Raw genomic sequence first — 25,830 nt, forward strand, 5'->3', positions numbered from 1 at the left:
TTTATCATTTCATTTCTAACTGGTATTTCGTTAATTTGTGTAATCATTTAGTAAAATCAAACATCATGAAACTTTCCGATATACTTTCTGTTCTTGAAGAAATGGCGCCACTAGGTTATGCCGAAGATTTTGACAATGTTGGGCTTTTAGTTGGAAACCCGAATCAAGAAATTAATGGCGTGCTAGTTTGTCATGATGCTTTGGAATCGGTGATTGAAGAGGCGATTTCGAAAAAATGTAATTTAGTCGTTTGCTTCCACCCTATTTTGTTTTCGGGAATTAAGAAAATTACGGGTAAAAATTATGTGGAACGTGCTATTTTGAAAGCCATTAAAAATGACATTGCGATTTATGCGGTTCATACTGCATTGGACAATCATCAAAAAGGCGTGAATAAAATTTTCTGTGATGCTTTAGGCTTGAAACATTCAAAAGTATTGATTCCAAAAGAAAATTACATTCAAAAATTAGTTACTTACACGATTCCAGAAAATTTTGAAAAATTGCGAAATGCTTTGTTTGATGCAGGCGCAGGAACCATTGGTAATTATGAAGATTGTAGTTTTAATTCGAAAGGAATTGGAACCTATTTAGGAAATGAAAATTCGAATCCGCAAATTGGAGAACGTTTTGAATTTGTAGAAAACGAAGAAATTAAAATTGAAATGACGTTTGAAAAGCATTTACAAGGTAAAATTTTAAAGGCTTTATTCAAAAATCATGTGTATGAAGAAGTGGCTTACGAAATTTATCAATTGGAAAACAAACATCAAAATATTGGTTTGGGACGCGTTGGCGAATTCGAAAATCCGCTTTCTGAAACCGAATTTTTACAATTGGTAAAGGAAAAATTACAATGTGATGGTATAAGGCATTCCGCTTTTACAGGAAAATCAATAAAAAAAGTAGCCGTTTTGGGCGGAAGTGGCAGTTTTGCCATTAAAAATGCAATTTCCTCAGGTGCAGATGCTTATCTTACGGCCGACTTAAAATATCACCAATTCTATGAAGCTGAAAATCAACTGCTTTTGGCTGATATTGGACATTTTGAAAGCGAAAGATTTACAAAAAATTATATTGTTGATTTTCTTAAAGAAAAAATCACTAATTTTGCATTCATTTTATCAGAAGAAAATACAAATCCCGTTAAGTACTTTTAAATATGGCAACAATCAAAGAGCTAAGTGTAGAAGATAAGTTAAGAGCCCTTTATGCTTTACAACTAGTTGATTCTAAAATAGACGAAATAAGAAATGTAAGAGGAGAATTGCCTCTTGAAGTAGAAGATTTAGAAGATGAAGTTGCAGGACTTTCTACTCGTTTGGAGAAACTAAAAAGTGATTTGGAGACCATTGACGACCAAATCAAAGAGAAGAAAAATGCTATCGACGAGCACAAAGCTGCGATTAAAAAATATTTAGAGCAACAAAAAAATGTTCGCAATAATAGAGAATTCAACTCTTTAACTAAAGAAGTGGAGTTTCAGGAATTAGAAATTCAATTGGCTGAAAAACACATTAAAGAAATGAAAGCTTCTATCGAACACAAAAAAGAAGTTGTAGCTCAAACTAAAGAAAGATTAGACGGTAAACAAACGCATTTAAAACATAAAAAAGCTGAATTAAGCGATATTATGGCTGAAACTGAAAAAGAAGAAAACTTCTTATCAGCTAAATCAGAAGAATTAAGAGGTCAAATCGAAGAGCGTTTAATTGCTGCTTATGACAGAATTAGAAACAGTGTTAGAAATGGTTTAGCTGTTGTTTCTATTGAGCGTGGTGCTTCTGCTGGTTCTTTCTTTACTATTCCACCACAAACACAAATGGAAATTGCAAGTCGTAAAAAAATTATTACTGACGAGCACAGTGGAAGAATCTTAGTTGACGGTGTGTTAGCTGACGAAGAAAAAGAAAAAATGGAAAAATTATTTGCTAGCATCTAATTAACCGTTTTCAAAATAAATGAAAGTCCTTTTTATAAAAGGACTTTTTTGTTTTAAACAAGTGAAGAACTAAAATTCGCTAATCACTAAAATATTCTATCTTTGTAGCATGGAAGAAAACACTGTACGTATCAATAAATATTTATCTGAAACAGGCTTTTGCTCACGTAGAGAGGCCGATCGATTAATTGATCAAGGAAGAGTTACCATTAACGGAAAAATTCCGGAAATGGGTACCAAAGTTGCGCCTGGTGACGAAGTTCGAGTAAATGGTGTTTTAGTTGAACAGAAAAATGAAAAACCTATTTATTTAGCTTTCAACAAACCTGCAGGAATAGAATGTACAACCAATCAAAGTGTTCGTGATAATATAGTAGATTTTATTAACTATCCTGAACGTATTTTTCCAATTGGACGACTTGACAAAGCCAGTGAAGGTTTGATTTTTATGACAAATGATGGTGATATTGTAAACAAAATTCTTCGCGCTAGAAATAATCACGAAAAAGAATATATTGTAACGGTTAACAAACCAATTACAGATCGTTTTATTGACCGAATGTCAAACGGAATTCCGATTTTGGAAACGATTACCAAAAAATGTAAAGTAGAACAAGTGAGTAAATATGTTTTTCGAATTATTTTAACGCAAGGACTGAACCGACAAATTCGTAGAATGTGCGAATATTTGGATTACGAAGTAACAGCTTTAAAACGTACTCGCATTATTAATATTTCATTAGATGTGCCAGAAGGCAAATATCGTAACTTAACCGATGCCGAAATTACCGAATTAAATCAACTGATTGCTCCATCAAGCAAAACAGAAGAAGCAAGTTTACCAAGCAATAAAGGTAAGTTTACTGGGAAGAGAAATTACGGAGAGAGAAATAGATAGATTTTAGACGCTAATAAAATTAGCACTTATTAAATCATTATAATATTTTACGAATATTATTTAAAAACTCTTCTACTTCATTTAAATTATCTTTTTTCCATCTGTTAAATAGTCTTGAATAGCCAGAGCCAAAAAATCTTTTGTTCACAGGATCAACAAACCAATTCTTATGCGAGCCTTTTCCATTGTTAGTATAGTTATTAAAACAAGTTGACTTAGTAAAATTCTTTTCATCATCCCAAAATTCATCATCATCTGATAAATTTTTAATAAAATCATACATTATGGATTCTGGTCTTAACTTTGTAGGAAGAAAAACAGTTCGAGGAGGAATTTTCTTTTGCTTAAATTTTTCTTTAACATCACCATCCAAAATATAATAAACATTCTTAAAAATCGAATGATTTGATTCAGCCATACTAATTAAAGTGCCGTCTGGAAATGGACCTTTTTCAATATTTATAATTTTCTTTAATTCAGAATTATTTAGAAGATTTTTAGAAAAATATTGTGCTACTTCATCCTCACAAATAAAGCTAATTTTTTCATTTTTTTCACTTTCTGAAACTTCATTTTTAATTTTTCTCTTTACATATTCAAAAGATGGATTTATAGTATTTTTAACTTTACCATCTACTAAATTAAAATAATTAACTGTTGTATCATTTCCTACTTTATCATTCAAATATTCTAAGATTTCAATTGAATGAGTAGTAAAAATTATTTGTATATTTAGTTTTCTCGCATATCTAAACAAAATATCAATCAATTTACACTGAGAAGCTGCATAAAGAGTTGAATCAAGTTCGTCAATTAGAATAATTCCTCCTTTAAAATCTGAACCTTGTTTCTCTTTTAAAATCTCAAAAGAAATTAATGATGAAATAATTTGCGAAATATTATCTTGCCCAGCCGAATTACCTAAATGACTATAAGAATCCGTTTGTATAGCTAAAAGTTTTTTATTGGTAGACTTAATAGCTTCAGGATTAACATTATCATTAACTAACACAAATATCTCCCTAATCAAATTAGAGTAAGTATTATTATATTTGGTAGAAATTGTAGTTTTAAAAGTAGATATTTTATTTTCAGTTGCTAAAGGAATCAATCTTTTTAAACCTAAATAAATAATTGGATGATTTAATGCTTTACCTCTACCATCAAAATCAGTTCTATATCTTTCAGGAGACTTGTCCGTTTTCTTTACATACCTAGTATTAATTTGCTTACTTTCTTCTAATAATAAATCTGTAGATAAATAATTGAATTTAACTTCATATTCCTGATTATAATCATTGTTGGGACAAAATCTAAAAACATTTTTATAATCTTCTTTGAAATATGTATCCAAAATTGTCATTTCCTTTGGCTTATAATCACATAATTGAGCAATCCAACCCAAAATAGATGACTTTCCAGTCCCATTTAAACCTGTTATTACAGTTATAAAATTTCCAAATTCAACAGTTTGATTTTGAATATGTCTGAAATTTTGAATCTCTAAATTCTTTAATTTAATCATATGAAAATAAGTAAAAATAAAAAAGCTCACAAAAATATTAGTTGCGATTATTTCAGCAATTTACAAAACTCATTTCAAACCAAAATGCAGAAATCCGTAAAGTTATATACTTCTTTTAAACAGCTACCTCCATCACATAATCATCCATTACATATCCTTTGCCAATATCAATTACCTCATCTTTAACTTTAGTAAATCCTAATTTGGTATAAAAATGGATTGCGTTATTGTATTTGTTTACATTTAAGAAAACGGCTTTTTGATGATTTTCTTTTGCTTTTTGTTTTACCAATTCGAAAAACTGCTTTCCTAAACCCGTTCCTTGAGTTTCGGGTAAAACGTAAATTTTATGAATCTTTGTTTTGTTTGGCTCACAATTAATTTCATAAGAAACAAAACCTACAAATTTACCATTATCACTTTGAGCTAAATAAAAAACGTGCCCTTTCTGCATCAATTCAATCAGAGCAGTTTCATTATAAAACTTATCAATCATATAATTTAGCTGAGCATTAGAAAGGATTTCTCCATAAGCAACTGGCCAAATTTTCTTGGTTAATTCGATAACGATAGAAATATCCGAAGTTTTTGCTTGTATTAAATTCATAATATCTTGTACTAAAAAAGTCCCGCAATATACGAGACTTTTAAATATTAAGCTTGTCCTGTTGGACCAAAATTTAAAGGAATTGGAGGTTGTTCTCCTTCTTCTATCTTTCCATGAGCACTTTCAAAACGATGAATATTTTCACCTAACGCTTTTAACAAACGTTTTGCGTGTTGTGGCGTTAAGATAATTCTTGATTTTACTTTTGCCTTAGGCACTCCTGGCATAATTGTTACAAAATCTACCACAAACTCCGAATTTGAATGATTGATAATTGCTAAATTAGAGTAAATTCCTTCTGCAGTTTGCTCGTCTAGTTCAATATTGATTTGTCCTTGTTGGTTATTATTTTCCATGCTATTTAATGATTGCTATTTTGTTATACAAGGATAAGTATAATTTGGGTAAAAAAAAAGCCCAACAGAAAATCTGTTGGGCTTTGTATTGAAATAATGAAGCTAATTAGTAGTTAAACTCTTCTTTAGCAGCCATTAACTCGTTGTATTCTTCTTTAGATCCTACTATTGTATTATCATAATCTCTCATACCTGTACCAGCTGGGATTCTATGACCTACAATAACATTCTCTTTCAATCCTTCTAATGTATCTATTTTACCTGCAACTGCAGCTTCATTTAATACTTTAGTAGTTTCCTGGAACGATGCAGCAGAAATAAATGATTTCGTTTGTAACGACGCTCTTGTAATACCTTGAAGTACTGGAGTAGCAGTTGCCGTAACAACATCACGAGCAACAACTAAGTTTCTATCATTACGTTTTAATAACGAATTTTCATCTCTTAACTGACGTGGAGAAACAATCTGACCTGGTTTTAAATTCTCAGAATCACCTGCGTCTTCAACAACTTTCATTCCGTATAATTTATCGTTTTCAACGATGAAATCACTTGTATGAGCTAATTGATCTTCTAAGAATAATGTATCTCCCGGATCCACAATTCTTACTTTACGCATCATTTGACGAATTACTACCTCAAAGTGCTTATCATTGATTTTTACCCCTTGTAAACGGTATACCTCTTGAATTTCATTTACTAAATACTGTTGAACAGCAGATGGTCCTTGAATTCTTAAGATATCCTCTGGAGTAATTGCTCCATCAGAAAGTGGTGTACCCGCTTTTACGAAGTCATTCTCTTGAACTAAGATTTGGTTAGAAAGTTTTACCAAGTATTTCTTCACTTCACCAAATTTAGATTCGATAGCGATTTCACGGTTACCTCTCTTAATTTTTCCGAAAGTTACAACACCATCAATTTCAGAAACTACTGCTGGGTTTGAAGGATTACGAGCCTCTAACAACTCTGTAATTCTTGGTAAACCTCCTGTAATATCTCCCGCTTTTGAAGAACGACGAGGAATTTTAACTAAAATCTTACCAGCTTTAATTTTCTCTCCGTCATCTACCATAAGGTGAGCACCTACTGGTAAGTTGTAAGAACGAATTAATTCACCATCTTTACCATAAATTAATAAAGTAGGAACTAATTTTTTATTTCTACCTTCAGAAATTACTTTCTCTTGGAAACCTGTTTGCTCATCGATTTCAACTAAGAACGATTGTCCTTGTTCTAAATCTTCATAAGCAATTTTTCCTGTAAATTCAGAAACAATAACTCCATTATATGGATCCCATTTACAGATTGTAGTACCTTTTTCAACAACGTCTCCGTCTTTTACAAAAATACTAGAACCATAAGGAATATAGTGCGTATTTAATAAAATACCTGTTTTAGCATCAACTAATTTTAACTCAGTAGAACGAGAAATTACGATATCAACAGTATTCCCATCAGCATCCTCACCTTTAACTGTTTTTAAATCTTCGATTTCTAATTTACCTGCAAAACGAGTAACAATACTTGACTCTTCAGAGATACCTCCAGCAACCCCTCCAACGTGGAACGTACGAAGTGTTAACTGTGTACCTGGCTCACCAATTGATTGCGCTGCAATAACTCCAACTGCTTCACCTTTTTGAGTCATTTTTCCAGTAGCTAAGTTTCTACCATAACATTTAGCACAAATACCTTTTGTAGCTTCACATGTTAATGGAGAACGTACATCAACTCTTTCAACTGGAGATGCTTCAATTTTCTTAACGATTGCTTCTGTAATTTGCTCACCTGCATGAACTAAAATTTCAGAATCAAGAGGATTAATAACATCTTGTAAGGCAACACGTCCTAAGATTCTTTCTCCTAATGTTTCAACAATCTCTTCGTTTTTCTTTAAAGCAGAAACTTCAATACCTCTTAAAGTACCACAATCTACAGAGTTTACAATTACATCTTGAGATACATCATGTAAACGACGAGTTAAGTAACCCGCATCGGCCGTTTTAAGAGCCGTATCCGCAAGACCTTTACGAGCACCGTGAGTAGAGATAAAGTACTCAAGGATAGAAAGACCTTCTTTAAAGTTCGATAAGATAGGGTTTTCAATAATTTCACCACCACCAGCAGTTGATTTTTTAGGCTTAGCCATCAAACCACGCATACCAGTTAACTGACGAATCTGTTCTTTAGAACCCCTCGCTCCAGAGTCAAGCATCATATATACCGAGTTGAAACCTTGTTGGTCTTCACGGATATTTTTCATTGCTAACTCCGTTAATTGAGCATTAGCAGAAGTCCAGATATCAATAACTTGGTTGTAACGCTCGTTATTAGTAATAAGACCCATGCTATAGTTCATCGAAATTCCTTCTACTTGCTCACGAGCATCAGCGATTAATTTTCCTTTTTGTTCTGGAATTCTAATATCACCTAATGAGAAAGATAATCCTCCACGGAATGCGAACTTATAACCCATATCTTTCATGTTATCCAAGAAAGCAGCAGTTGTAGGAACGTCAGTAACCGCTAATATTTTACCAATAATATCACGAAGTGATTTCTTAGTTAATACCTCATTAATATATCCTGCAGCTTCAGGTACTACTTCATTAAATAATACTCTACCTGCTGTAGTTTGAATAATTTTTGTAACTAATTCTCCTTCTTCATTAAAGTCTTTTGCTCTAATTTTCACTCTAGCATTTAACTCTAATCTTCCTTCATTTAAAGCGATATTTACCTCTTCAGCTGAATAGAAAGTTAAACCTTCACCTAAAATTTTCATTTCTGGAGTTGACAAACGCTCTTTAGTCATATAGTAAAGACCAAGAACCATGTCCTGAGAAGGTACTGTAATAGGAGCACCATTTGCTGGATTCAAGATATTATGAGAAGCCAACATTAATAATTGTGCCTCTAAAATAGCTTCTGGTCCTAAAGGTAAGTGAACCGCCATCTGGTCACCATCGAAATCGGCGTTGAATGCCGTACATACTAATGGGTGTAACTGGATTGCTTTTCCTTCAATTAACTTAGGTTGGAATGCTTGAATACCTAAACGGTGAAGCGTAGGAGCACGGTTTAATAATACAGGATGTCCTTTAATTACATTCTCTAAAATATCCCATACTACTGGCTCTTTTTTGTCAATAATTTTCTTAGCCGACTTAACTGTTTTAACAATTCCTCTTTCGATTAATTTACGAATAACGAATGGTTTATATAGTTCAGCAGCCATATCTTTTGGCAAACCACACTCGAACAATTTCATTTCAGGTCCAACAACAATTACCGAACGAGCAGAATAATCTACACGTTTACCTAATAAGTTTTGACGGAAACGTCCTTGTTTACCTTTTAATGAATCTGATAACGATTTTAATGGTCTGTTTGATTCTGTTTTAACAGCAGAAGCTTTACGTGTATTATCAAATAATGAATCTACAGATTCTTGTAACATACGTTTTTCGTTTCTTAAGATAACTTCAGGAGCTTTAATCTCCATTAATCTTTTTAAACGGTTGTTACGTATGATAACTCTTCTGTATAAATCATTTAAATCTGAAGTTGCAAAACGACCTCCGTCAAGTGGAACTAACGGACGTAATTCTGGTGGAATAACTGGAATTACTTTTAAAATCATCCATTCTGGACGGTTTTCTCTATTCAAGTTAGACTCACGGAATGATTCTACAACATTTAAACGTTTTAATGCTTCTGTCTTACGTTGTTTAGATGTTTCGTTATTAGCAGCATGACGTAAACTATATGAAAGTTCATCTAAGTCAGTACGAGCTAATAAATCCATAATACATTCAGCACCCATTTTAGCGATGAATTTATTAGGATCATTATCATCTAAATATTGATTTTCCATTGGAAGTGTATCTAAAATATTTAAATACTCTTCTTCCGTAAGGAAATCTAATTTTTGTAAAGATTCTCCATCAGCGTTTTTAGCAATACCTGCTTGAATTACTACGTATCTTTCGTAGTAAATAATCATATCTAATTTCTTAGATGGTAATCCTAAAATATAACCAATTTTGTTTGGTAACGAACGGAAATACCAAATATGAGCAATTGGCACAACTAGGTTGATATGCCCTACTCTATCTCTACGTACTTTTTTCTCCGTTACTTCAACACCACATCGGTCACAAACGATTCCTTTGTAGCGAATTCTTTTATACTTACCACAAGCACATTCGTAATCTTTTACTGGACCGAAAATTCTTTCGCAGAAAAGACCATCTCTTTCTGGCTTGTGCGTACGATAGTTAATAGTTTCTGGTTTTAAAACCTCACCTCTAGATTCTGCCAAAATAGATTCTGGAGAAGCTAGTCCTATCGTGATTTTGTTAAATCTTTTAACGGTATTTTTATCTTTTAATCTTGTCATGATATGAATACTTTCGATTTATGAAAAGCGTTATAAAGGGAGTAACCAAGGCTACTCCCGGGATAAATTTATTCTTCTAATCTGATGTCTAATCCAAGACCTTTTAATTCATGCATTAATACATTGAATGACTCAGGTAATCCTGGTTCTGGCATAGTTTCTCCTTTAACGATAGACTCGTAAGTTTTAGCTCTACCAATAACGTCATCTGATTTAACAGTTAAGATTTCTCTAAGCGTACTTGATGCACCGTATGCTTCAAGAGCCCAAACCTCCATCTCTCCAAAACGCTGACCTCCGAATTGAGCTTTACCTCCTAATGGTTGTTGCGTAATTAATGAGTATGGACCAATAGAACGTGCGTGCATTTTGTCATCTACCATGTGTCCTAATTTCAACATGTAAATTACACCTACAGTAGCACGTTGGTGGAAACGCTCTCCAGTTCCTCCATCATACAAATACGTATGACCGAATCTTGGAATTCCTGCTTCGTCTGTTAGTTCATTAATCTGATCTAAAGTTGCACCATCAAAAATTGGCGTAGCAAATTTCTTTCCTAATTTTTGACCAGCCCATCCTAATACAGTTTCATAAATCTGTCCGATGTTCATACGAGATGGTACCCCAAGTGGATTCAATACGATATCTACTGGTGTTCCGTCTTCTAAGAATGGCATATCTTCATGACGAACGATTTTAGCAACAATACCTTTGTTACCGTGACGTCCTGCCATTTTATCCCCTACTTTTAATTTACGTTTCTTAGCGATGTAAACTTTAGCAAGTTTTAAAATTCCAGAAGGTAATTCATCCCCAACGGTAATAGTAAATTTCTCTCTTCTTAACCAACCTTGTAAATCATTTAATTTGATTTTGTAGTTGTGAATTAAGTCATTTACCATAGCATTTGTATGCTCATCAGTTGTCCACTGACCTTTAGTTAAGTGAGCAAAATCTTCTACTCCTTGTAACATCTTTTTAGTGAATTTTTTACCTTTTGGTAATACTTCTTCACCTAAATCGTTCATTACACCTTGAGAAGTTTTACCGTCGATGATAACAAATAATTTTTCAATTAATTTGTCTTTCAAGTCAGTATACTTAACTTCAAATTCAGTTTCTAATTTATCAACGTCTTCTTTATCTTTAGAACGTTTTCTCTTATCTTTTACCGCTTTCGCAAATAATTTTTTGTCTAAAACTACACCGTGTAATGATGGAGAAGCTTTTAAAGATGCATCTTTAACATCACCAGCTTTATCACCGAAGATAGCTCTTAAAAGTTTTTCTTCTGGAGTTGGATCAGATTCTCCTTTTGGTGTAATTTTTCCGATTAGAATATCGCCAGGTTTAACCTCTGCACCAATTCTAATCATTCCGTTTTCATCTAAATCTTTAGTAGCTTCTTCAGAAACATTTGGAATATCATTAGTTAATTCTTCGTTACCTAATTTAGTATCACGAACTTCTAATGTATAGTCATCAATATGTAATGATGTAAAAATATCATCACGTACTACTTTTTCAGAGATTACGATAGCATCCTCGAAGTTGTAACCTTTCCATGGCATGAACGCCACTTTTAAGTTTCTACCGATTGCTAATTCTCCGTTTTGAGTAGCATATCCTTCACAAAGAACTTGACCTTTAGCAACTCTATCACCTTTTCTTACGATTGGTTTTAAGTTGATACAAGTACTTTGATTCGTTTTTCTATATTTGATTAACTGATATGTTTTCTCATCTGTATCAAAGCTTACCATACGCTCTTCTTCAGTTCTGTCGTATTTGATAGTGATCATATCAGCATCAACATACTCAACAGTTCCGTTTCCTTCAGCGTTGATTAATACTCTTGAATCAGAAGCAACTTGTCTTTCTAAACCAGTACCAACGATTGGAGCTTCAGGACGTAATAATGGAACGGCCTGACGCATCATGTTAGATCCCATCAACGCACGGTTCGCATCATCATGCTCTAAGAAAGGAATTAATGAAGCCGAAATCGAAGCAATCTGATTTGGAGCAACGTCTGTATAATGTACAGCAGAAGGAGCTACAACTGGGAAATCTCCTTCTTCACGCGCAATAACATTAGAAGCGGTAATTTGACCGTTTCCATCCATTTCAATATTTGCCTGAGCAATCATTTTACCTTCTTCTTCCTCTGCACTTAAGTAGATAGGTTCAGAAACTAAATCAACTTGTCCGTTAGTCACTTTACGATATGGAGTTTCGATGAATCCCATACCATTAACTTTAGCATAAACTCCTAAAGAAGAAATCAAACCAATGTTTGGTCCCTCAGGCGTTTCAATAGGACAAAGTCTTCCGTAGTGTGTATAGTGAACGTCACGAACCTCGAAACCAGCTCTTTCTCTAGATAAACCTCCAGGTCCAAGGGCAGATAAACGACGTTTGTGAGTAATCTCTGCTAATGGATTCGTTTGATCCATGAACTGAGATAACTGGTTAGTTCCGAAGAATGAATTGATTACCGATGATAATGTTTTAGCATTAATCAAATCGATAGGTGTAAACACCTCGTTATCACGAACGTTCATTCTTTCACGGATAGTTCTAGCCATACGAGCTAAACCTACACCAAACTGAGCTGATAATTGCTCACCAACTGTTCTTACACGACGGTTAGATAAGTGATCGATATCATCAATCTCTGCTTTAGAGTTGATCAATTCGATTAAATACTTAACGATAGTGATGATATCCTCTTTGGTTAAGACTTGCTTTTCCATTGGGATATCTAAGTTTAATTTTTTGTTCATTCTATAACGACCAACTTCACCTAAGTTGTAACGTTGATCTGAGAAGAACAATTTATCTATAATACCACGAGCCGTTTCCTCATCAGGCGGTTCCGCGTTACGTAATTGTCTATAAATATGCTCAACAGCTTCTTTTTCAGAGTTTGTTGGATCTTTTTGAAGCGTATTATGAATAATTGTATAATCTGCAGCGTTGTTATCTTCTTTATGTAAAAGAATAGTTTTAACATCTGCTTCAATTATTTCTTCGATATTATCTTTATCAAGAATAGTATCACGATCTAAGATAATTTCGTTACGCTCAATAGAAACAACCTCTCCTGTATCCTCATCTACGAAATCCTCATGCCATGTATTTAAAACACGTGCAGCAAGTCTTCTTCCAGCATACTTTTTGATTCCTGTTTTTGAAACTTTAATTTCTTCAGCTAAGTCGAAAATTTCTAAGATATCTTTATCTCTTTCGAATCCGATAGCTCTGAATAAAGTAGTTACAGGTAATTTTTTCTTTCTATCGATATACGCATACATTACATTGTTAATATCGGTAGCAAATTCAATCCAAGAACCTTTAAAAGGAATAATTCTAGCAGAATATAATTTAGTACCATTTGCATGGAAAGATTGTCCGAAGAAAACCCCTGGAGATCTGTGTAACTGTGATACAACTACACGCTCAGCACCATTGATAACGAATGTACCGCTAGGCGTCATATATGGTATTGTTCCTAAATACACATCTTGAACGATAGTTTCAAAATCTTCGTGTTCAGGGTCAGTACAATATAATTTTAATCTAGCTTTAAGAGGCACACTATACGTTAAACCTCTGTCAATACACTCTTCGATAGTATATCTAGGTGGATCAATAAAGTAATCTAAAAATTCTAATACGAATTGGTTTCTCGTATCAGTAATTGGAAAATTTTCCATGAAGGTATTATACAGCCCTTCGTTGCCTCTTTCGTCAGATTTAGTTTCCAATTGGAAAAAATCTTTAAACGATTTCACTTGAATATCTAGAAAATCTGGATATTGTGGAATGTTTTTTGTTGAAGCAAAATTTAATCTTTCAGTCTGATTAGCAATCATCAATGGATAAAATTTTGATTTAAAAAAAGTAATTTTTGTGTAAAAACACTGTTCTAATAATACTTCCTTTGATTTAGCAGCCGATACATCTTTAAAAACAAACCAGGAAAATATTTGTTTTTTTTCTTCGTTATTGACTCCTTTTTAGCGTATAAAAAATTACATTAATTCAATATACGCAAAATGGTTTAGGTCTTTGAGAACACTCTCAAGACCTAAACCTAGCTTATTTATGAGTATAAATTATTTTAACTCAACTACAGCTCCTGCCTCTTCTAAAGCTTTCTTAAGACCTTCAGCCTCATCTTTAGAAACTCCTTCTTTAACATTTGTTGGAGCAGCATCAACTAAATCTTTAGCTTCTTTAAGACCTAAACCAGTTAATTCTTTAACCGCTTTAACAACTCCTAATTTAGAAGCACCAGCATCTTTTAATACTACTGTGAATTCAGTTTGCTCAGCAGCACCTGCACCAGCATCTCCACCACCAGCAGCAACTACTACAGCTGCAGCAGCAGGCTCGATACCATACTCATCTTTTAATATTGTTGCTAATTCGTTAACTTCTTTAACTGTTAAGTTAACTAATTGTTCTGCGAATTGTTTCAAATCTGCCATTTTTTCTATCTTTTAAAATGTTTTGTAAAAATATAATTTATTAAGTGCGTACTTATTATTCAGCTGAATCTTCCTTCTCTGGTTGATTTTGAAGAGCTGCAAGAACTCTCTTAGCTGGAGATTGTAATAATCCAATAATTTCTGCGATAACTTCTTCTTTAGATTTAATAGCTACTAAGCTATCTAATAAGTTGTCACCGATGTAAATTTCTTGGTTAATGTAAGCCCCTTTAAAGATTGGTTTTTCACCTTTCTTACGGAATTCTTTAATGATTTTTGCTGGAGCGTTAGCTGTATCAGCAATAAACATAGAAGTATTTCCTTTAAGAACTGATGCTAAATCACCGTAGTCATTATCAGAAGCTTCCATTGCTTTTTCTAACAATGTGTTCTTAACAACTTCTAATTTAATACCAGCTTTAAAACAAGCTCTTCTTAAGTTTGAAGTAGTATCTGCATCTAGTCCTGAAATGTCTGCTAAATAAACAACATTTACATCCGCTAACTGTGCAGTTAAATCTTCAATAGCGATTGATTTTTCTTCTCTAGTCATACTAAAAATTTTTAACTACCAATTATACTGCTTTAGGATCTAAAGCAATAGCAGGACTTTGAGTACTTGATAAGTGGATAGACTTAATATAAGTACCTTTTGCTGCAGTTGGTTTCAATTTGATTAATGTTTGAACAATTTCGTGTGCATTGTCATAGATTTTATCAGCATCAAAAGACACTCTACCTATTCCAGCGTGTACGATACCAGTTTTATCAACTTTGAAGTCGATTTTACCAGCTTTAACTTCTTGTACAGCTTTAGCAACATCCATAGTAACAGTCCCAGTTTTAGGGTTTGGCATTAAACCTCTTGGTCCTAAAACACGTCCTAATGGACCTAATTTACCCATAACAGCTGGCATAGTGATGATAACATCAACATCTGTCCAACCATCTTTAATTTTTTGAAGATAATCATCTAAACCTACGTGGTCTGCACCAGCAGCTTTAGCTTCAGCTTCTTTATCTGGAGTAACAAGCGCTAAAACTCTTACATCTTTACCAGTTCCGTGAGGTAATGTTACAACCCCTCTTACCATTTGATTCGCTTTTCTAGGATCTACACCTAATTTTACTGCGATATCAACAGACTCATCAAATTTTGCAGAAGCAACTTCTTTAATTAATGCAGAAGCATCTCTTAAAGTGTAAAGTCTATTCTTCTCAATTTTTGCTGCAGCCTCTTTTTGCTTTTTTGTCAATTTTGCCATTGTCTAATTTCTTTTTAGAGATTAAAAAGGAGCATTTCCTGTTACTGTTATACCCATAGATCTAGCTGTTCCAGCAATCATACTCATAGCTTTCTCAATTTCGAAAGCATTTAAGTCAGCCATTTTGTCTTCAGCAATAGTTCTAATTTGATCCCAAGTAACGTTAGCTACTTTTTTACGGTTAGGTTGCCCTGAACCAGACTTTAATTTCGCTGCTTCTAATAATTGAATTGCAGCAGGTGGCGTTTTAACAACAAAGTCAAAAGACTTGTCTTTATACACAGTAATTTGTACTGGTAATACTTTGCCAGGTTTATCTTGTGTTCTAGCATTGAACTGCTTACAGAACTCCATGATGTTAACCCCAGCAGCCCCCAAAGCAGGTCCAACCGGTGGCGATGGATTCGCAGCACCTCCCTTAACTTGTAGTTTAACTACTTTACTAACTTCTTTTGCCATTTTAAAAAAATTTAGCACATCTATCAATTGGAAGCGATTGATGTGATTTATATATGTAACTAATATTATACTTTTTCAACTTGCATGAAACTCAACTCTAATGGTGTTTTTCTTCCAAAAATCTTAACCATTACCTCAAGTTTACGCTTTTCTTCATTTACTTTTTCAATAGTACCATTAAAACCATTAAAAGGACCATCAATTACCTTAACTGTTTCACCAACACTATATGGTATAGCAACATTATCAACTTTAACAGATAATTCATCAACTTTTCCTAACATTCTGTTTACTTCAGATTGTCTTAATGGAACCGCATCTCCTCCTTTAGTTTCACCTAAAAAACCAATAACTCCAGGAATTGACTTGATAATATGAGGAATTTCACCAGTTAAGTTAGCTTCGATCATAATATAACCAGGAAAATAAACTTTATCCTTAGCTATTTTTTTACCATCTCTTACTTGAACTACTTTTTCAGTAGGAACAAGAACTTGAGAAATATAATCCGCCATTCCTAATCTAGCAGCCTCAGTTTCTATGTAAGCTTTAACTTTGTTTTCTTGACCACTTACAGCTCTTACCACATACCATTTATTAACATTATTATCAGCCATACTGTAAGTATTATTTTAAAATGTTAAAAAAACCTTCAAGAGCTTTTACAAATAACTCATCAACACCCCATGTTAATAAGGCGAAAATAACTGAAAAAACAGCAACAATAATTGTTAAACGTTGTACATCAGCCCAAATTGGCCAAGTTACGTTTGTTTTCAATTCATGAAAAGCCTCAGATATGTAATTAACTACTTTTGTCATTTTAATCTTTATTTGCACGGGCGGAGGGATTCGAACCCCCATCAATGGTTTTGGAGACCACTATACTAGCCCTTGTACTACGCCCGTTTGTTAAAAAACCAGCAGCTTAACTGCTGGTTTTATTTATTGTTGACTTATAATTAGTCTAAAATTTCAGTAACCTGACCAGCACCTACTGTTCTACCACCCTCACGGATAGCGAAACGTAAACCTACTGATAAAGCGATAGGGCTTAATAATTGAACATCAATTGTTAAGTTATCACCAGGCATAACCATCTCTACACCAGCTGGTAAAGAAATTGTGCCAGTTACGTCAGTTGTACGTACGTAGAACTGTGGACGGTAGTTATTGTGGAATGGAGTGTGACGTCCACCTTCTTCTTTTTTCAAGATATAAACCTCAGCTTTGAAGTGTGCGTGTGGCTTAACAGATCCTGGCTTAATAATAACCATTCCTCTTTTGATATCTTCTTTAGCGATACCTCTTAATAATAAACCTACGTTATCACCAGCTTCACCTCTATCAAGGATTTTGCGGAACATCTCAACTCCTGTAATAGTAGAAGTTAATTTGTCAGCCCCCATACCAATGATTTCAACAGCGTCACCAGTATTAGCAACTCCAGTTTCGATACGACCTGTAGCAACAGTTCCACGACCTGTAATTGTAAATACGTCCTCAACTGGCATCAAGAAAGGCTTATCAACATCACGAGCAGGTAATTCAATCCAGTTATCAACAGCTTCCATTAAAGCTAATACTGTATCAACCCATTTTGGCTCACCATTTAAAGCTCCTAAAGCAGATCCTTGGATAACTGGTCCATTATCACCATCATATTGATAGAAAGATAATAAATCTCTGATTTCCATTTCTACTAACTCTAACAACTCAGCATCATCAACCATATCAACTTTGTTCATGAATACAACCATTCTAGGTACACCTACTTGACGACCTAAAAGGATGTGCTCTCTAGTTTGCGGCATAGGACCATCAGTAGCAGCAACTACTAAGATAGCACCGTCCATTTGAGCAGCACCTGTAACCATGTTCTTAACGTAATCCGCGTGACCTGGACAGTCAACGTGAGCGTAGTGACGGTTAGCTGTAGAATATTCTACGTGAGATGTATTAATAGTAATACCTCTTTCTTTTTCTTCTGGAGCATTATCAATTTGATCAAATGATTTTGCTTCTGATAAACCTGCATCAGCTAACACTTTAGTAATAGCAGCTGTTAATGTAGTTTTACCGTGGTCAACGTGTCCGATAGTTCCAATATTTAAATGGGGCTTCGAACGATCAAAGGTTTCTTTTGCCATGATTTAATAATTTAATCTTAGTTATATATTAGTGTTCAAAAAATAAACTTCTTTAAGAGCCAATGACGGGAATTGAACCCGTGACCTCTTCCTTACCAAGGAAGCACTCTACCCCTGAGCTACACCGGCTTTTGTGTGTTCAGAAGTTAGCCATCAGAATTCAGAAAAACCAAATCCTTTACTCTAAATTCAAAATCTCGTGGGGAGAGCAGGATTCGAACCTGCGAAGACGTAGTCAGCGGATTTACAGTCCGCCCTCGTTGGCCGCTTGAGTATCTCCCCAAACCATTTACATTCAGTTACTTATAATTTGAGCCGATGGAGGGACTCGAACCCACGACCTGCTGATTACAAATCAGCTGCTCTAGCCAGCTGAGCTACACCGGCAACTTGAATATAAAAAGTCCGCTATTTCTAACGGACTGCAAATGTATATAATTTATTTTTGAATCAAAACATTTTTTATGTTTTTTTTATTTTTATGAATGCGCTCTTAATTTTTCCTTTCTTTTTACAATTACTCGCTCTAATGAATCTACCGATAAATCAACTGCTTCTTCAAAACTTTTAGCCGTTTTTTTAACTAGAAAATCATCTCCTGGAACGTTAATTTTTATCTCTACTGTTTTATTTTCTTTATCACTGGTATTTTCAAGTCTTAAAAAAACTTCCGATGAAACTATTTTATCATAATACTTTTCCAATTTATCCATTCTTTCTTGAATGAAATCTACCAATTTTCTGTCTACATTAAAATTTACTGCTTGCACATTAACTTTCATAATTCTGTTAATTAAAAGGTTATACAATAGAGTTACTTTTTATTTCTTGGGTGCGCATCTTGATATACTTTTTTCAATTCAGCCAAACTACTATGCGTATATATTTGAGTAGAAGACAAACTTGCATGACCCAATAACTCTTTTACGGAATTTAAATCGGCTCCATTATTCAACAGATGTGTTGCAAAGGAATGCCTAAGAACGTGTGGACTCTTCTTTTCTTTTTTCGAGACAGTACTAAAGTAATCATTTATTAAACGATATACAAGCGATTCACTTACTTTATTTCCGGTTTTAGATAAAATTAACACCTCGTCATCTTTAATGCTCTCTAAATGATTTCGTTGCTCTTTATACAGCTTATATAATTCAATCGTACAATCTAATAATGGAATAATTCGCTCTTTATTTCGTTTACCTAAAACCCTAATTGTTTTTTGTAATTCGTTTACACTACTCATTTTTAAATTAATCAACTCTGCCCTTCTTATTCCAGTTGTGTAAAACAATTCTATTACAAATCTATTTCGAACACCTTCAAAATCAATTGGATATTCATTTTCAACAAACACATCTTGCAATTCTTTTTCCGAAAATGGAATTTGGACTTTTTTAGCTGTTTTTAACGACTTGTGCTTCAATAAAGGATTTATAGCAATCTGTTTGACTTTCAGTAAAAATTTATAATAGGATTTTAAAGCTGAAACTTTTCGGTTAACCGAAGTGGTTGACATATTTTGTTCCACTAAAATTACAATCCAATTTCTAATGTTTGGATACACAACTTCTTCAAGTGTTAAAGAATTCTCTTTTAAATACTCTTGAAAAGACAAAATATCATCTAAATAAGCACGAACAGTTAAAGGAGAATAATTCTTCTCCTTAACCAAATAATCTTGATATGCTTGTAAATTTGTAGACATAAAAAAACCGCTAACAACAAAGTTACACTTTATTAATTAGCGGTTAGTATAGTTTATTCAAAAAATATTAACTCTCTAATGAGTCTCTTAATCCTTGAATGTAAGCAGCTTTTTGAATTTGAGCTCTTTTAACTACAGAAGGTTTAATGAAAGCTTGACGTGCACGTAACTGACGAACAGTTCCTGTTTTATCAAATTTTCTTTTATAGCGCTTTAATGCTCTATCGATATTTTCTCCGTCTTTAATTGGTATAATTAACATAATATAGACACCTCCTCTCGTTAAGGCTGCAAAATTATAAATTAATTTTAAATAACAAATTATTTATTGAAATTATTTTACTGCAGGCTTATAATTCTGATTATCAATAATCATTTTAGATAGAATTTCTTTTAAAATTTCAGAAGTTCCACCACCAATTGGCCCTAAACGACTATCTCTTAATAAACGCGCTAATGGATATTCTTCCATATAACCGTAACCACCTAACATTTGCAAGCAATCGTAAATAGCAAGATCAGCAACTTTAGTTGATTTTAATTTTGCCATTGTCGCTTCTTTAACAACATATTCTTTATTATTTAATCTCGCAACAGCGGCATAATTAAACACTTTACAATGTTCAACTTCAGTAGCGTGCTCAACCATGGTATGTCTTAAAGCTTGGAACTTGTTAATAGGACTTCCAAAAGCCTCACGTTGGGACATATATTCTAATGTATACTCTATAGCATATTCCGCTCTTGCGTGTGCATTAATCGCCATAATCAAACGCTCTAATGCAAAATGTTGCATGATATAAGGAAATCCTTTTCCTTCTTCTCCCATTAAATTCTCTAATGGAATTTCCACATTATCAAAAGCAATTTCAGCAGTATCAGAAGCTCTCCAACCTAATTTATCTAATTTAGTTGCAGATATTCCATTTGTTTTAGCATCAACTAAAAATATACTTACACCTTTATTACCAAGTTCAGGATTTGTTTTAGCTGCCACAACATAGTAATCTGCATAAACACCATTAGTAATAAAGGTTTTAGAACCGTTTATTACATATTTATCACCATTTTTAACAGCTGTTGTACGCATTCCTGCAACATCACTTCCTCCAAAAGGCTCAGTTATACACAAAGCTCCAATCTTCATTCCTGCAATACTTGGCGCTAAATAATTTTGTTTGATTCTTTCATCACCTTCAGCATTTAAATGTGTCATCGCTAAATATGCATGAGCCCACATAGCTGCAGCAAAACCAGAAGATTTTACCTTTTGAAGCTCTTCCAAGAAGATAACTGTATAAAATAAATCTAAATTCATTCCACCATAAGCCTCAGGATAATTTAATCCGAAAAAACCCATTTCACCAAACTTTTCCCAAATAAAACGCTCAATGGTTCCAGTTTTTTCCCACTTCTCGATATGAGGCACAACTTCTTTTTGTAAAAAGTCTCTAAAACTTGCTCTAAACAAATTATGCTCCTCTGTGAAATATATTGAATTCATAAAATATAAAATTGTATTGTTTACTTTTTTTATGTTATTATTTTAAAAATCCAAATATAAGACGATTAAATTTAATTTTTCGTTAGGCAAGCCCTTAATTTTTGTTAAATCATCAAAATTCTTGATTTCACCATTCATTGTTCTATAGATTACAATCTCTTTAGCAAGTGAATAATTAAAATAAGGAAACTTAGCTAATTCTTTTTGAGACAAATCATTTATTGCTATTTTTTTGATACCATTGTTACTTTTTACGGCGAAGCGTTTATTTAAATCCGCAATAGCTTCTGGACTAATTCCCCAAATAAACTGAAATTGCTCCATACTTGCGAAAGCTCCGAATTTTTCTTTTTCAAGTAAAATTTTATCTGCTAACTTTTCACCAATCCCATAAACCGCAATTAAATCTTCACGAGTTGCCGTATTGATATCTTTTTGAATGATTTTCTCTTTTTCTTTTGGTAAAAACTTATGAAACTTTTCAGAAGTAGCAACTCCTTTGTTTTTAACCCAATCAGGAAATTTAAAATATGGACTAATTTTAGACAAAAATGCAGTAGAAACTTTTGTCACCTTTTGGAATTCTTCAGCCGAATTTACAAACTTTCCTGATTTTCTGTAAGCATGTAAACGATCTATTTCTTCAATAGACATTCCCAATTTATAACCTTTATAATCGGTTATATAATTTGGATTAAAAGGATAAATTGTATCTTTTCTTGTAACCTTTATTTCTTTGAGACTATCTATTTCGTTTTGAACCAACAACCAAGCTTTGTCTTCGGCTTCAGATTTACTCGAAATAAGATTATTTTTAAAAATAAAATATCCTAATTGAACACAAATTATAATTACAAACAACAAAAAAATCCCACTTCTGTGTTCTCTTGAAAACAGGAAGTAGGATTTTAACTTTTTCATTATTCAAATATTTTATTCTTCTTTACGAACTAATTCTTCATCGTTTTCTGAAAAAGAATCAGGCTCTTGAGCAGGCGGAGTTGTTAAAACTTTATAAAAAAAGTAACCTGTTAAACAAATAACAGTCCCTTGTGCCAAAACCATAGTAATTAATGCTGATGAATTCATAATGTAGCCCTCCCTTCTTTAACTCTCTTTTTATATGCAACAAAAACGATAACTGAAATAAAAATAAACAATGTTAATAATAACATTCTACCTATAAATTTGTATAATGCATTGTTTGTAAAACTACCTTTTGCGATTGCATCACCCGGCTTAACAACATCACCAACTTTTATAGTTGTTTCTTGATTTAATTTAGTATCGAATGTATACTCTTTAACATCTGTGAATTTTTCTACTAAAACTTGATTAGATACTTTATCAAATTTCTTTCTTTCGTTTTCAAATTCAAATTTAACATAGTCAGACTTTACTTCAACGACTTTTCCTGAAGACATTCCTGACCCTTCAAAATTTTCAACATAAAACTCATCAGCAAACCATTCTTTATTATGTGTATCTTTATCTTGAACTTTACTAACCCAATCTGGAATACTTGTAATTAATACTGCTCCTAATAATAAAGGTGTAATAATCAATATTACATATTTAAAGAATTTTGGCAATTTAATATCCGCTCCTTTATTGATTTCTTCCCAACCTCTATTAATTCCAAAAATATAAGAGAACAATACTGTTTCTAAAAAGGCAAATACAACCAAACTTACAGTTCCAGCCCAATAGTCATATTGATCAAAAATTCCTTCATTATAAAAAATAACTGTTGGTAGTCCCATAATTAATGCTAAAGCCCCAAAAGACCAAGCCCCTTTATTTTTGCTCCAACCAAATTCATCAGACATAAAGCCCATCCACGGAGTTCCCATTGCTAATGATGACGTAATTCCAGCAAAGAATAAAAGCCCAAACCAAAAAACTCCTGCTAATATTGCCAAAACCCCACCCCATTGCTGGAATAAATAAGGCATAGTTTGGAAAGCCATACCAAAACCTGCGTTTTGTATAACCCAATCCAATCCTAAATAACCAGCCGCAATTGGAATTACGATTAACGATCCTAATACTACTTCAACAAACTCATTCATGAAACCTGCAGAAACAGCATTTAAAGCAACATCATCTCGTTCTTTAAGATAGGCAGCATAACAATGAATAGTACCCATACCTACTGAAAGAGTAAAGAAAATTTGTCCAGCAGCAGCTAACCAAACTTTAGGATTAGCCAAAGAATCAAACTGAGGTGTCCATAAGAAATTCAGACCATCCCAAGCATTTGCATTTGGAAAAATATCAGATGCTCCACTTGTTCCTAAAGTAACCCCTCTTACTGCTAAAATTACACCAAATAAAATCAATAATGGCATACCAATCTTAGCAACTTTTTCAATTCCTCCTAATCCTTTTGATAAAATCCAAGTATTTAAAAGTAAACATAAAATATAAAAAACAACTGCTTCATAAGGAATTCCAGTTGTAGAATGAGAAATATCTACATAAGAATTAAAGAAATTAGCTACATCCCCTTGACTCATACCATTAAATGTACCCACAACTGAGTGATAAACATAAGACATTGTCCAAGACTCAATATAACAATAGTAAGCAGCTACTGCAATGTTTGTAAAAATTCCAAAAACTCCAATATATTTCCAAATACGACCTTTTGCCATCGTATCCAAAATATATGGCGTACTATGGTTTCCGAATTTACCACCAAAACGACCTGTCGACCATTCAATCAACAAAAGCGGTATACCCATTAATAAAAAACACACTAAATAAGGAATAATAAAGGCTCCTCCTCCATTTTGTACTGCCTGAACTGGGAATCTTAAAAAGTTACCTAATCCAACAGCATTTCCAGCCATGGCTAAGATAAGTCCAACGCGTGAACCCCACGATTCTGTTTTTGTTGACATAAAATTTTATTGGTTGTTAATTTTTCAAAGATAAGAAAACTATCCAAAAATCAAATAAAAGTTAAGAAATAGCTATTAAAGATCAAAAACCGAACTTCTTTTTGTACGTATCATATCTTTTAATTTTAATAAAAAGGCTAAAGTTAAATACAAACCAAATCCTAAACCCACTGTAATAAATGAAATGTAAATAAAAAATAAACGCACATTACTAGCTCGCATACCTAAGCGATCAGCAAAACGAGTAGCTACAAAAAAACCGTGCTTTTCAAAAAAATGTAATAGGTTTTGAACCATTTTGAAGATTTTTTTCAAAAATACAATTATTTTCTCAGTATAAAATGTCCTACTGCACAATCGAGACATTTTTTAAAGTCGCAATATTCTTTTTTCATTTGCAGCAATGCTTGAGAATGATACACATTTTTAGATTGTATCGTCAAACTACGAAATCTTTCAATAATAGAATTTTCTTCTGAAGGAATTGAAAAAGCCAAATCTATTAATTCTTGGGTACAATCTTTTTGTTGAATTGACGCATAAGCAAATCTTAAGGGTATAATCGTATTAACAATTAATAAATGGATGAATGATTTGGAAAGTTTCTTTAATTTCTTAGAACTTTCTTTATCAAAAACATAATGTGTTTCCCAATATTTCGTCACACCAACATCAAAAACCTTATATAAACCATCAAGTGAATTACATTCTAGAATTTTAGAAAAAAGATTTTGTTGTGAATGGTATAAATTAGCTAATTGTGACAATCGAATTGTTGGAAAATTATCTGGTCGGTGCTTAAAAAACTCCACTTTACCGAAAACTTCAGCCGAAATCTGATGTTTGTTTACCAAATAACTATATTCCTTCAGCAATTGTTTAGCATAAACATCTTGAAAATCATTCGACAATAAATCAGCTTGTCCAAAAAACAAAGCTTCTAAATAACAAACCTCAAAAGCTTCTTTTCTAATTACAGAGAAAGGAATTGACTTTGCCAATTCAAAAAAAGATTCACCGTTAGTATTCAATCCAAAATTTCTAGCAAGCAAACAAAACAAAACCGCTTCCCAATCTTGACTCAAATCTTCAAGCAATTCAAAAATTAATTTTGATTTTCTTTCCAAGCGCTCAAAAAACAAACGTTCCTGCCAATTTTTAAAAACAAAATCATCAATTTTTCCTATTTCGTTTTCACAGAATATCCAAGATTTCTGAAGCATTAACGATTGATATTTATGCAAATCTGATAATACAACATAATTTTTTAATTCTAGAGTTGGGATTTCAGAATTATCTTTCCTAAAAACAGGCATATCATGTTCCCAAACCACATGTAAAATAACGGAATCATAATTTGCATCGTTTTCATGATTGTGAACATACCAATCGGAAGACTTGAGATGAATTTCTATATTCCCAGCCCATTTTTGGTTCCCAATAATAATTTGTGCATTGAAAAAATCAGGTCCGGCAAGTTGCAAATATTGACCCGAATTTAGAATCTGAACCGATTCTTCTTTGGTAGTTTTTAAATTGGCAATATCAAATTTCTTGTATTGCCACAAGTGGTGCAAAAAATCTTCTTTCATTCTGTATGGCGTATATA

At 33.1% G+C, this 25,830-nt stretch carries 24 protein-coding genes and 4 tRNA genes; 3 read left to right on the top strand and 25 right to left on the bottom strand.

The genetic code is table 11. From position 1 onward, the window contains the following. The first annotated feature begins 65 nt into the window (after positions 1 to 65). The 3 genes from LOS89_RS09835 to rluF all read left to right on the top strand — a co-directional run bounded on the left by LOS89_RS09835 (position 66) and on the right by rluF (position 2,840). On the top strand, positions 66 to 1,160 hold the full coding sequence (locus LOS89_RS09835; protein ID WP_231835093.1) for a Nif3-like dinuclear metal center hexameric protein: 1,095 nt from the start codon (positions 66 to 68) through the stop codon (positions 1,158 to 1,160). 2 nt (positions 1,161 to 1,162) lie between these two features. Then, the gene (locus LOS89_RS09840) at positions 1,163 to 1,942 is read left to right on the top strand and encodes a zinc ribbon domain-containing protein (RefSeq protein WP_231835094.1); all 780 of its coding nucleotides are present in this window, start codon (positions 1,163 to 1,165) and stop codon (positions 1,940 to 1,942) included. Positions 1,943 to 2,051: 109 nt separating this feature from the next. Further along, positions 2,052 to 2,840, top strand: a complete 789-nt coding sequence (gene rluF, locus LOS89_RS09845; RefSeq protein ID WP_231835095.1) for a 23S rRNA pseudouridine(2604) synthase RluF — start codon at positions 2,052 to 2,054, stop codon at positions 2,838 to 2,840. Between the two features lie 37 nt (positions 2,841 to 2,877). Here rluF and LOS89_RS09850 read toward each other — a convergent pair whose 3' ends face one another. From LOS89_RS09850 to LOS89_RS09970, 25 genes are all read right to left on the bottom strand, one after another. Then, positions 2,878 to 4,365 (bottom strand): AAA family ATPase, encoded by a 1,488-nt coding sequence (locus tag LOS89_RS09850; RefSeq protein ID WP_231835096.1) that lies wholly within the window; start codon positions 4,363 to 4,365, stop codon positions 2,878 to 2,880. Positions 4,366 to 4,480: 115 nt separating this feature from the next. Continuing rightward, entirely contained in the window at positions 4,481 to 4,972 is a 492-nt protein-coding gene (locus LOS89_RS09855) for a GNAT family N-acetyltransferase (RefSeq protein ID WP_231835097.1), read from the bottom strand. 47 nt (positions 4,973 to 5,019) lie between these two features. Then, on the bottom strand, positions 5,020 to 5,328 hold the full coding sequence (locus LOS89_RS09860) for a DUF3467 domain-containing protein (protein ID WP_073580526.1): 309 nt from the start codon (positions 5,326 to 5,328) through the stop codon (positions 5,020 to 5,022). Between the two features lie 106 nt (positions 5,329 to 5,434). After that, positions 5,435 to 9,733, bottom strand: a complete 4,299-nt coding sequence (gene rpoC, locus LOS89_RS09865) for a DNA-directed RNA polymerase subunit beta' (protein WP_231835098.1) — start codon at positions 9,731 to 9,733, stop codon at positions 5,435 to 5,437. Between the two features lie 68 nt (positions 9,734 to 9,801). Next, positions 9,802 to 13,614 (bottom strand): DNA-directed RNA polymerase subunit beta, encoded by a 3,813-nt coding sequence (rpoB, locus tag LOS89_RS09870; RefSeq protein ID WP_231835099.1) that lies wholly within the window; start codon positions 13,612 to 13,614, stop codon positions 9,802 to 9,804. 243 nt (positions 13,615 to 13,857) lie between these two features. After that, positions 13,858 to 14,232 (bottom strand): 50S ribosomal protein L7/L12, encoded by a 375-nt coding sequence (rplL, locus tag LOS89_RS09875; protein ID WP_231835100.1) that lies wholly within the window; start codon positions 14,230 to 14,232, stop codon positions 13,858 to 13,860. 55 nt (positions 14,233 to 14,287) lie between these two features. After that, a complete protein-coding gene (gene rplJ, locus LOS89_RS09880) occupies positions 14,288 to 14,785 on the bottom strand; it encodes a 50S ribosomal protein L10 (protein ID WP_231835101.1) in 498 nt (165 codons plus the stop codon). Positions 14,786 to 14,807: 22 nt separating this feature from the next. Next, on the bottom strand, positions 14,808 to 15,497 hold the full coding sequence (gene rplA / locus LOS89_RS09885; protein ID WP_166236612.1) for a 50S ribosomal protein L1: 690 nt from the start codon (positions 15,495 to 15,497) through the stop codon (positions 14,808 to 14,810). Positions 15,498 to 15,518: 21 nt separating this feature from the next. Further along, positions 15,519 to 15,956, bottom strand: coding sequence for a 50S ribosomal protein L11 (gene rplK / locus LOS89_RS09890; RefSeq protein WP_026724872.1), 438 nt, complete (start codon positions 15,954 to 15,956; stop codon positions 15,519 to 15,521). A 65-nt stretch (positions 15,957 to 16,021) separates the two neighbouring features. After that, positions 16,022 to 16,573, bottom strand: a complete 552-nt coding sequence (gene nusG, locus LOS89_RS09895) for a transcription termination/antitermination protein NusG (protein ID WP_231835102.1) — start codon at positions 16,571 to 16,573, stop codon at positions 16,022 to 16,024. Between the two features lie 10 nt (positions 16,574 to 16,583). Then, positions 16,584 to 16,778, bottom strand: coding sequence for a preprotein translocase subunit SecE (gene secE / locus LOS89_RS09900; protein ID WP_231835103.1), 195 nt, complete (start codon positions 16,776 to 16,778; stop codon positions 16,584 to 16,586). Positions 16,779 to 16,793: 15 nt separating this feature from the next. Next, a tRNA-Trp gene (locus LOS89_RS09905) sits at positions 16,794 to 16,865 on the bottom strand. Between the two features lie 53 nt (positions 16,866 to 16,918). Further along, the gene (gene tuf, locus LOS89_RS09910; protein WP_231835104.1) at positions 16,919 to 18,106 is read right to left on the bottom strand and encodes an elongation factor Tu; all 1,188 of its coding nucleotides are present in this window, start codon (positions 18,104 to 18,106) and stop codon (positions 16,919 to 16,921) included. Positions 18,107 to 18,163: 57 nt separating this feature from the next. Then, a tRNA-Thr gene (locus tag LOS89_RS09915) sits at positions 18,164 to 18,235 on the bottom strand. Positions 18,236 to 18,306: 71 nt separating this feature from the next. Beyond that, positions 18,307 to 18,388 (bottom strand) — tRNA-Tyr (locus tag LOS89_RS09920). A 31-nt stretch (positions 18,389 to 18,419) separates the two neighbouring features. Further along, positions 18,420 to 18,493: transfer RNA gene (locus tag LOS89_RS09925), tRNA-Thr, on the bottom strand. 92 nt (positions 18,494 to 18,585) lie between these two features. Beyond that, positions 18,586 to 18,888, bottom strand: a complete 303-nt coding sequence (gene hpf / locus LOS89_RS09930) for a ribosome hibernation-promoting factor, HPF/YfiA family (RefSeq protein WP_231835105.1) — start codon at positions 18,886 to 18,888, stop codon at positions 18,586 to 18,588. Between the two features lie 32 nt (positions 18,889 to 18,920). Then, on the bottom strand, positions 18,921 to 19,811 hold the full coding sequence (locus tag LOS89_RS09935) for a tyrosine-type recombinase/integrase (RefSeq protein ID WP_231835106.1): 891 nt from the start codon (positions 19,809 to 19,811) through the stop codon (positions 18,921 to 18,923). A 67-nt stretch (positions 19,812 to 19,878) separates the two neighbouring features. Continuing rightward, on the bottom strand, positions 19,879 to 20,073 hold the full coding sequence (gene rpsU, locus LOS89_RS09940; RefSeq protein WP_231835107.1) for a 30S ribosomal protein S21: 195 nt from the start codon (positions 20,071 to 20,073) through the stop codon (positions 19,879 to 19,881). A gap of 72 nt (positions 20,074 to 20,145) precedes the next feature. Then, positions 20,146 to 21,315, bottom strand: a complete 1,170-nt coding sequence (locus tag LOS89_RS09945) for an acyl-CoA dehydrogenase family protein (protein WP_231835108.1) — start codon at positions 21,313 to 21,315, stop codon at positions 20,146 to 20,148. 42 nt (positions 21,316 to 21,357) lie between these two features. Beyond that, entirely contained in the window at positions 21,358 to 22,236 is an 879-nt protein-coding gene (locus tag LOS89_RS09950) for a ComEA family DNA-binding protein (protein ID WP_231835109.1), read from the bottom strand. A 12-nt stretch (positions 22,237 to 22,248) separates the two neighbouring features. Continuing rightward, complete coding sequence (locus LOS89_RS09955; protein ID WP_231835110.1) at positions 22,249 to 22,404, bottom strand: hypothetical protein; 156 nt, start codon at positions 22,402 to 22,404, stop codon at positions 22,249 to 22,251. Next, positions 22,401 to 24,221, bottom strand: coding sequence for a sodium-dependent transporter (locus tag LOS89_RS09960; RefSeq protein ID WP_231835111.1), 1,821 nt, complete (start codon positions 24,219 to 24,221; stop codon positions 22,401 to 22,403). The genes LOS89_RS09955 and LOS89_RS09960 overlap by 4 nt, the downstream gene beginning before the upstream one ends. 75 nt (positions 24,222 to 24,296) lie before the next feature. Then, positions 24,297 to 24,518 carry a PspC domain-containing protein gene (locus LOS89_RS09965; RefSeq protein ID WP_231837061.1) on the bottom strand — a complete coding sequence of 74 codons (222 nt, stop codon included), beginning with the start codon at positions 24,516 to 24,518 and terminating at the stop codon, positions 24,297 to 24,299. Between the two features lie 26 nt (positions 24,519 to 24,544). After that, entirely contained in the window at positions 24,545 to 25,813 is a 1,269-nt protein-coding gene (locus LOS89_RS09970; protein WP_231835112.1) for a DUF2851 family protein, read from the bottom strand. Between the last annotated feature and the right edge of the window lie 17 nt (positions 25,814 to 25,830).

This window comes from Flavobacterium channae (assembly GCF_021172165.1).
Classification (GTDB): Bacteria; Bacteroidota; Bacteroidia; order Flavobacteriales; family Flavobacteriaceae; genus Flavobacterium; species Flavobacterium channae.

Excerpts from the sequence above, each read along its gene's own strand:
- LOS89_RS09835 (WP_231835093.1), top strand. The coding sequence starts at position 66 with ATGAAACTTTCCGATATACTTTCTGTTCTTGAAGAAATGGCGCCACTA.
- LOS89_RS09840 (WP_231835094.1), top strand. The coding sequence starts at position 1,163 with ATGGCAACAATCAAAGAGCTAAGTGTAGAAGATAAGTTAAGAGCCCTT.
- rluF (WP_231835095.1), top strand. The coding sequence starts at position 2,052 with ATGGAAGAAAACACTGTACGTATCAATAAATATTTATCTGAAACAGGC.
- LOS89_RS09850 (WP_231835096.1), bottom strand. The coding sequence starts at position 4,365 with ATGATTAAATTAAAGAATTTAGAGATTCAAAATTTCAGACATATTCAA.
- LOS89_RS09855 (WP_231835097.1), bottom strand. The coding sequence starts at position 4,972 with ATGAATTTAATACAAGCAAAAACTTCGGATATTTCTATCGTTATCGAA.
- LOS89_RS09860 (WP_073580526.1), bottom strand. The coding sequence starts at position 5,328 with ATGGAAAATAATAACCAACAAGGACAAATCAATATTGAACTAGACGAG.
- rpoC (WP_231835098.1), bottom strand. The coding sequence starts at position 9,733 with ATGACAAGATTAAAAGATAAAAATACCGTTAAAAGATTTAACAAAATC.
- rpoB (WP_231835099.1), bottom strand. The coding sequence starts at position 13,614 with ATGATTGCTAATCAGACTGAAAGATTAAATTTTGCTTCAACAAAAAAC.
- rplL (WP_231835100.1), bottom strand. The coding sequence starts at position 14,232 with ATGGCAGATTTGAAACAATTCGCAGAACAATTAGTTAACTTAACAGTT.
- rplJ (WP_231835101.1), bottom strand. The coding sequence starts at position 14,785 with ATGACTAGAGAAGAAAAATCAATCGCTATTGAAGATTTAACTGCACAG.
- rplA (WP_166236612.1), bottom strand. The coding sequence starts at position 15,497 with ATGGCAAAATTGACAAAAAAGCAAAAAGAGGCTGCAGCAAAAATTGAG.
- rplK (WP_026724872.1), bottom strand. The coding sequence starts at position 15,956 with ATGGCAAAAGAAGTTAGTAAAGTAGTTAAACTACAAGTTAAGGGAGGT.
- nusG (WP_231835102.1), bottom strand. The coding sequence starts at position 16,573 with ATGGCTGATAATAATGTTAATAAATGGTATGTGGTAAGAGCTGTAAGT.
- secE (WP_231835103.1), bottom strand. The coding sequence starts at position 16,778 with ATGACAAAAGTAGTTAATTACATATCTGAGGCTTTTCATGAATTGAAA.
- tuf (WP_231835104.1), bottom strand. The coding sequence starts at position 18,106 with ATGGCAAAAGAAACCTTTGATCGTTCGAAGCCCCATTTAAATATTGGA.
- hpf (WP_231835105.1), bottom strand. The coding sequence starts at position 18,888 with ATGAAAGTTAATGTGCAAGCAGTAAATTTTAATGTAGACAGAAAATTG.
- LOS89_RS09935 (WP_231835106.1), bottom strand. The coding sequence starts at position 19,811 with ATGTCTACAAATTTACAAGCATATCAAGATTATTTGGTTAAGGAGAAG.
- rpsU (WP_231835107.1), bottom strand. The coding sequence starts at position 20,073 with ATGTTAATTATACCAATTAAAGACGGAGAAAATATCGATAGAGCATTA.
- LOS89_RS09945 (WP_231835108.1), bottom strand. The coding sequence starts at position 21,315 with ATGAATTCAATATATTTCACAGAGGAGCATAATTTGTTTAGAGCAAGT.
- LOS89_RS09950 (WP_231835109.1), bottom strand. The coding sequence starts at position 22,236 with ATGAAAAAGTTAAAATCCTACTTCCTGTTTTCAAGAGAACACAGAAGT.
- LOS89_RS09955 (WP_231835110.1), bottom strand. The coding sequence starts at position 22,404 with ATGAATTCATCAGCATTAATTACTATGGTTTTGGCACAAGGGACTGTT.
- LOS89_RS09960 (WP_231835111.1), bottom strand. The coding sequence starts at position 24,221 with ATGTCAACAAAAACAGAATCGTGGGGTTCACGCGTTGGACTTATCTTA.
- LOS89_RS09965 (WP_231837061.1), bottom strand. The coding sequence starts at position 24,518 with ATGGTTCAAAACCTATTACATTTTTTTGAAAAGCACGGTTTTTTTGTA.
- LOS89_RS09970 (WP_231835112.1), bottom strand. The coding sequence starts at position 25,813 with ATGAAAGAAGATTTTTTGCACCACTTGTGGCAATACAAGAAATTTGAT.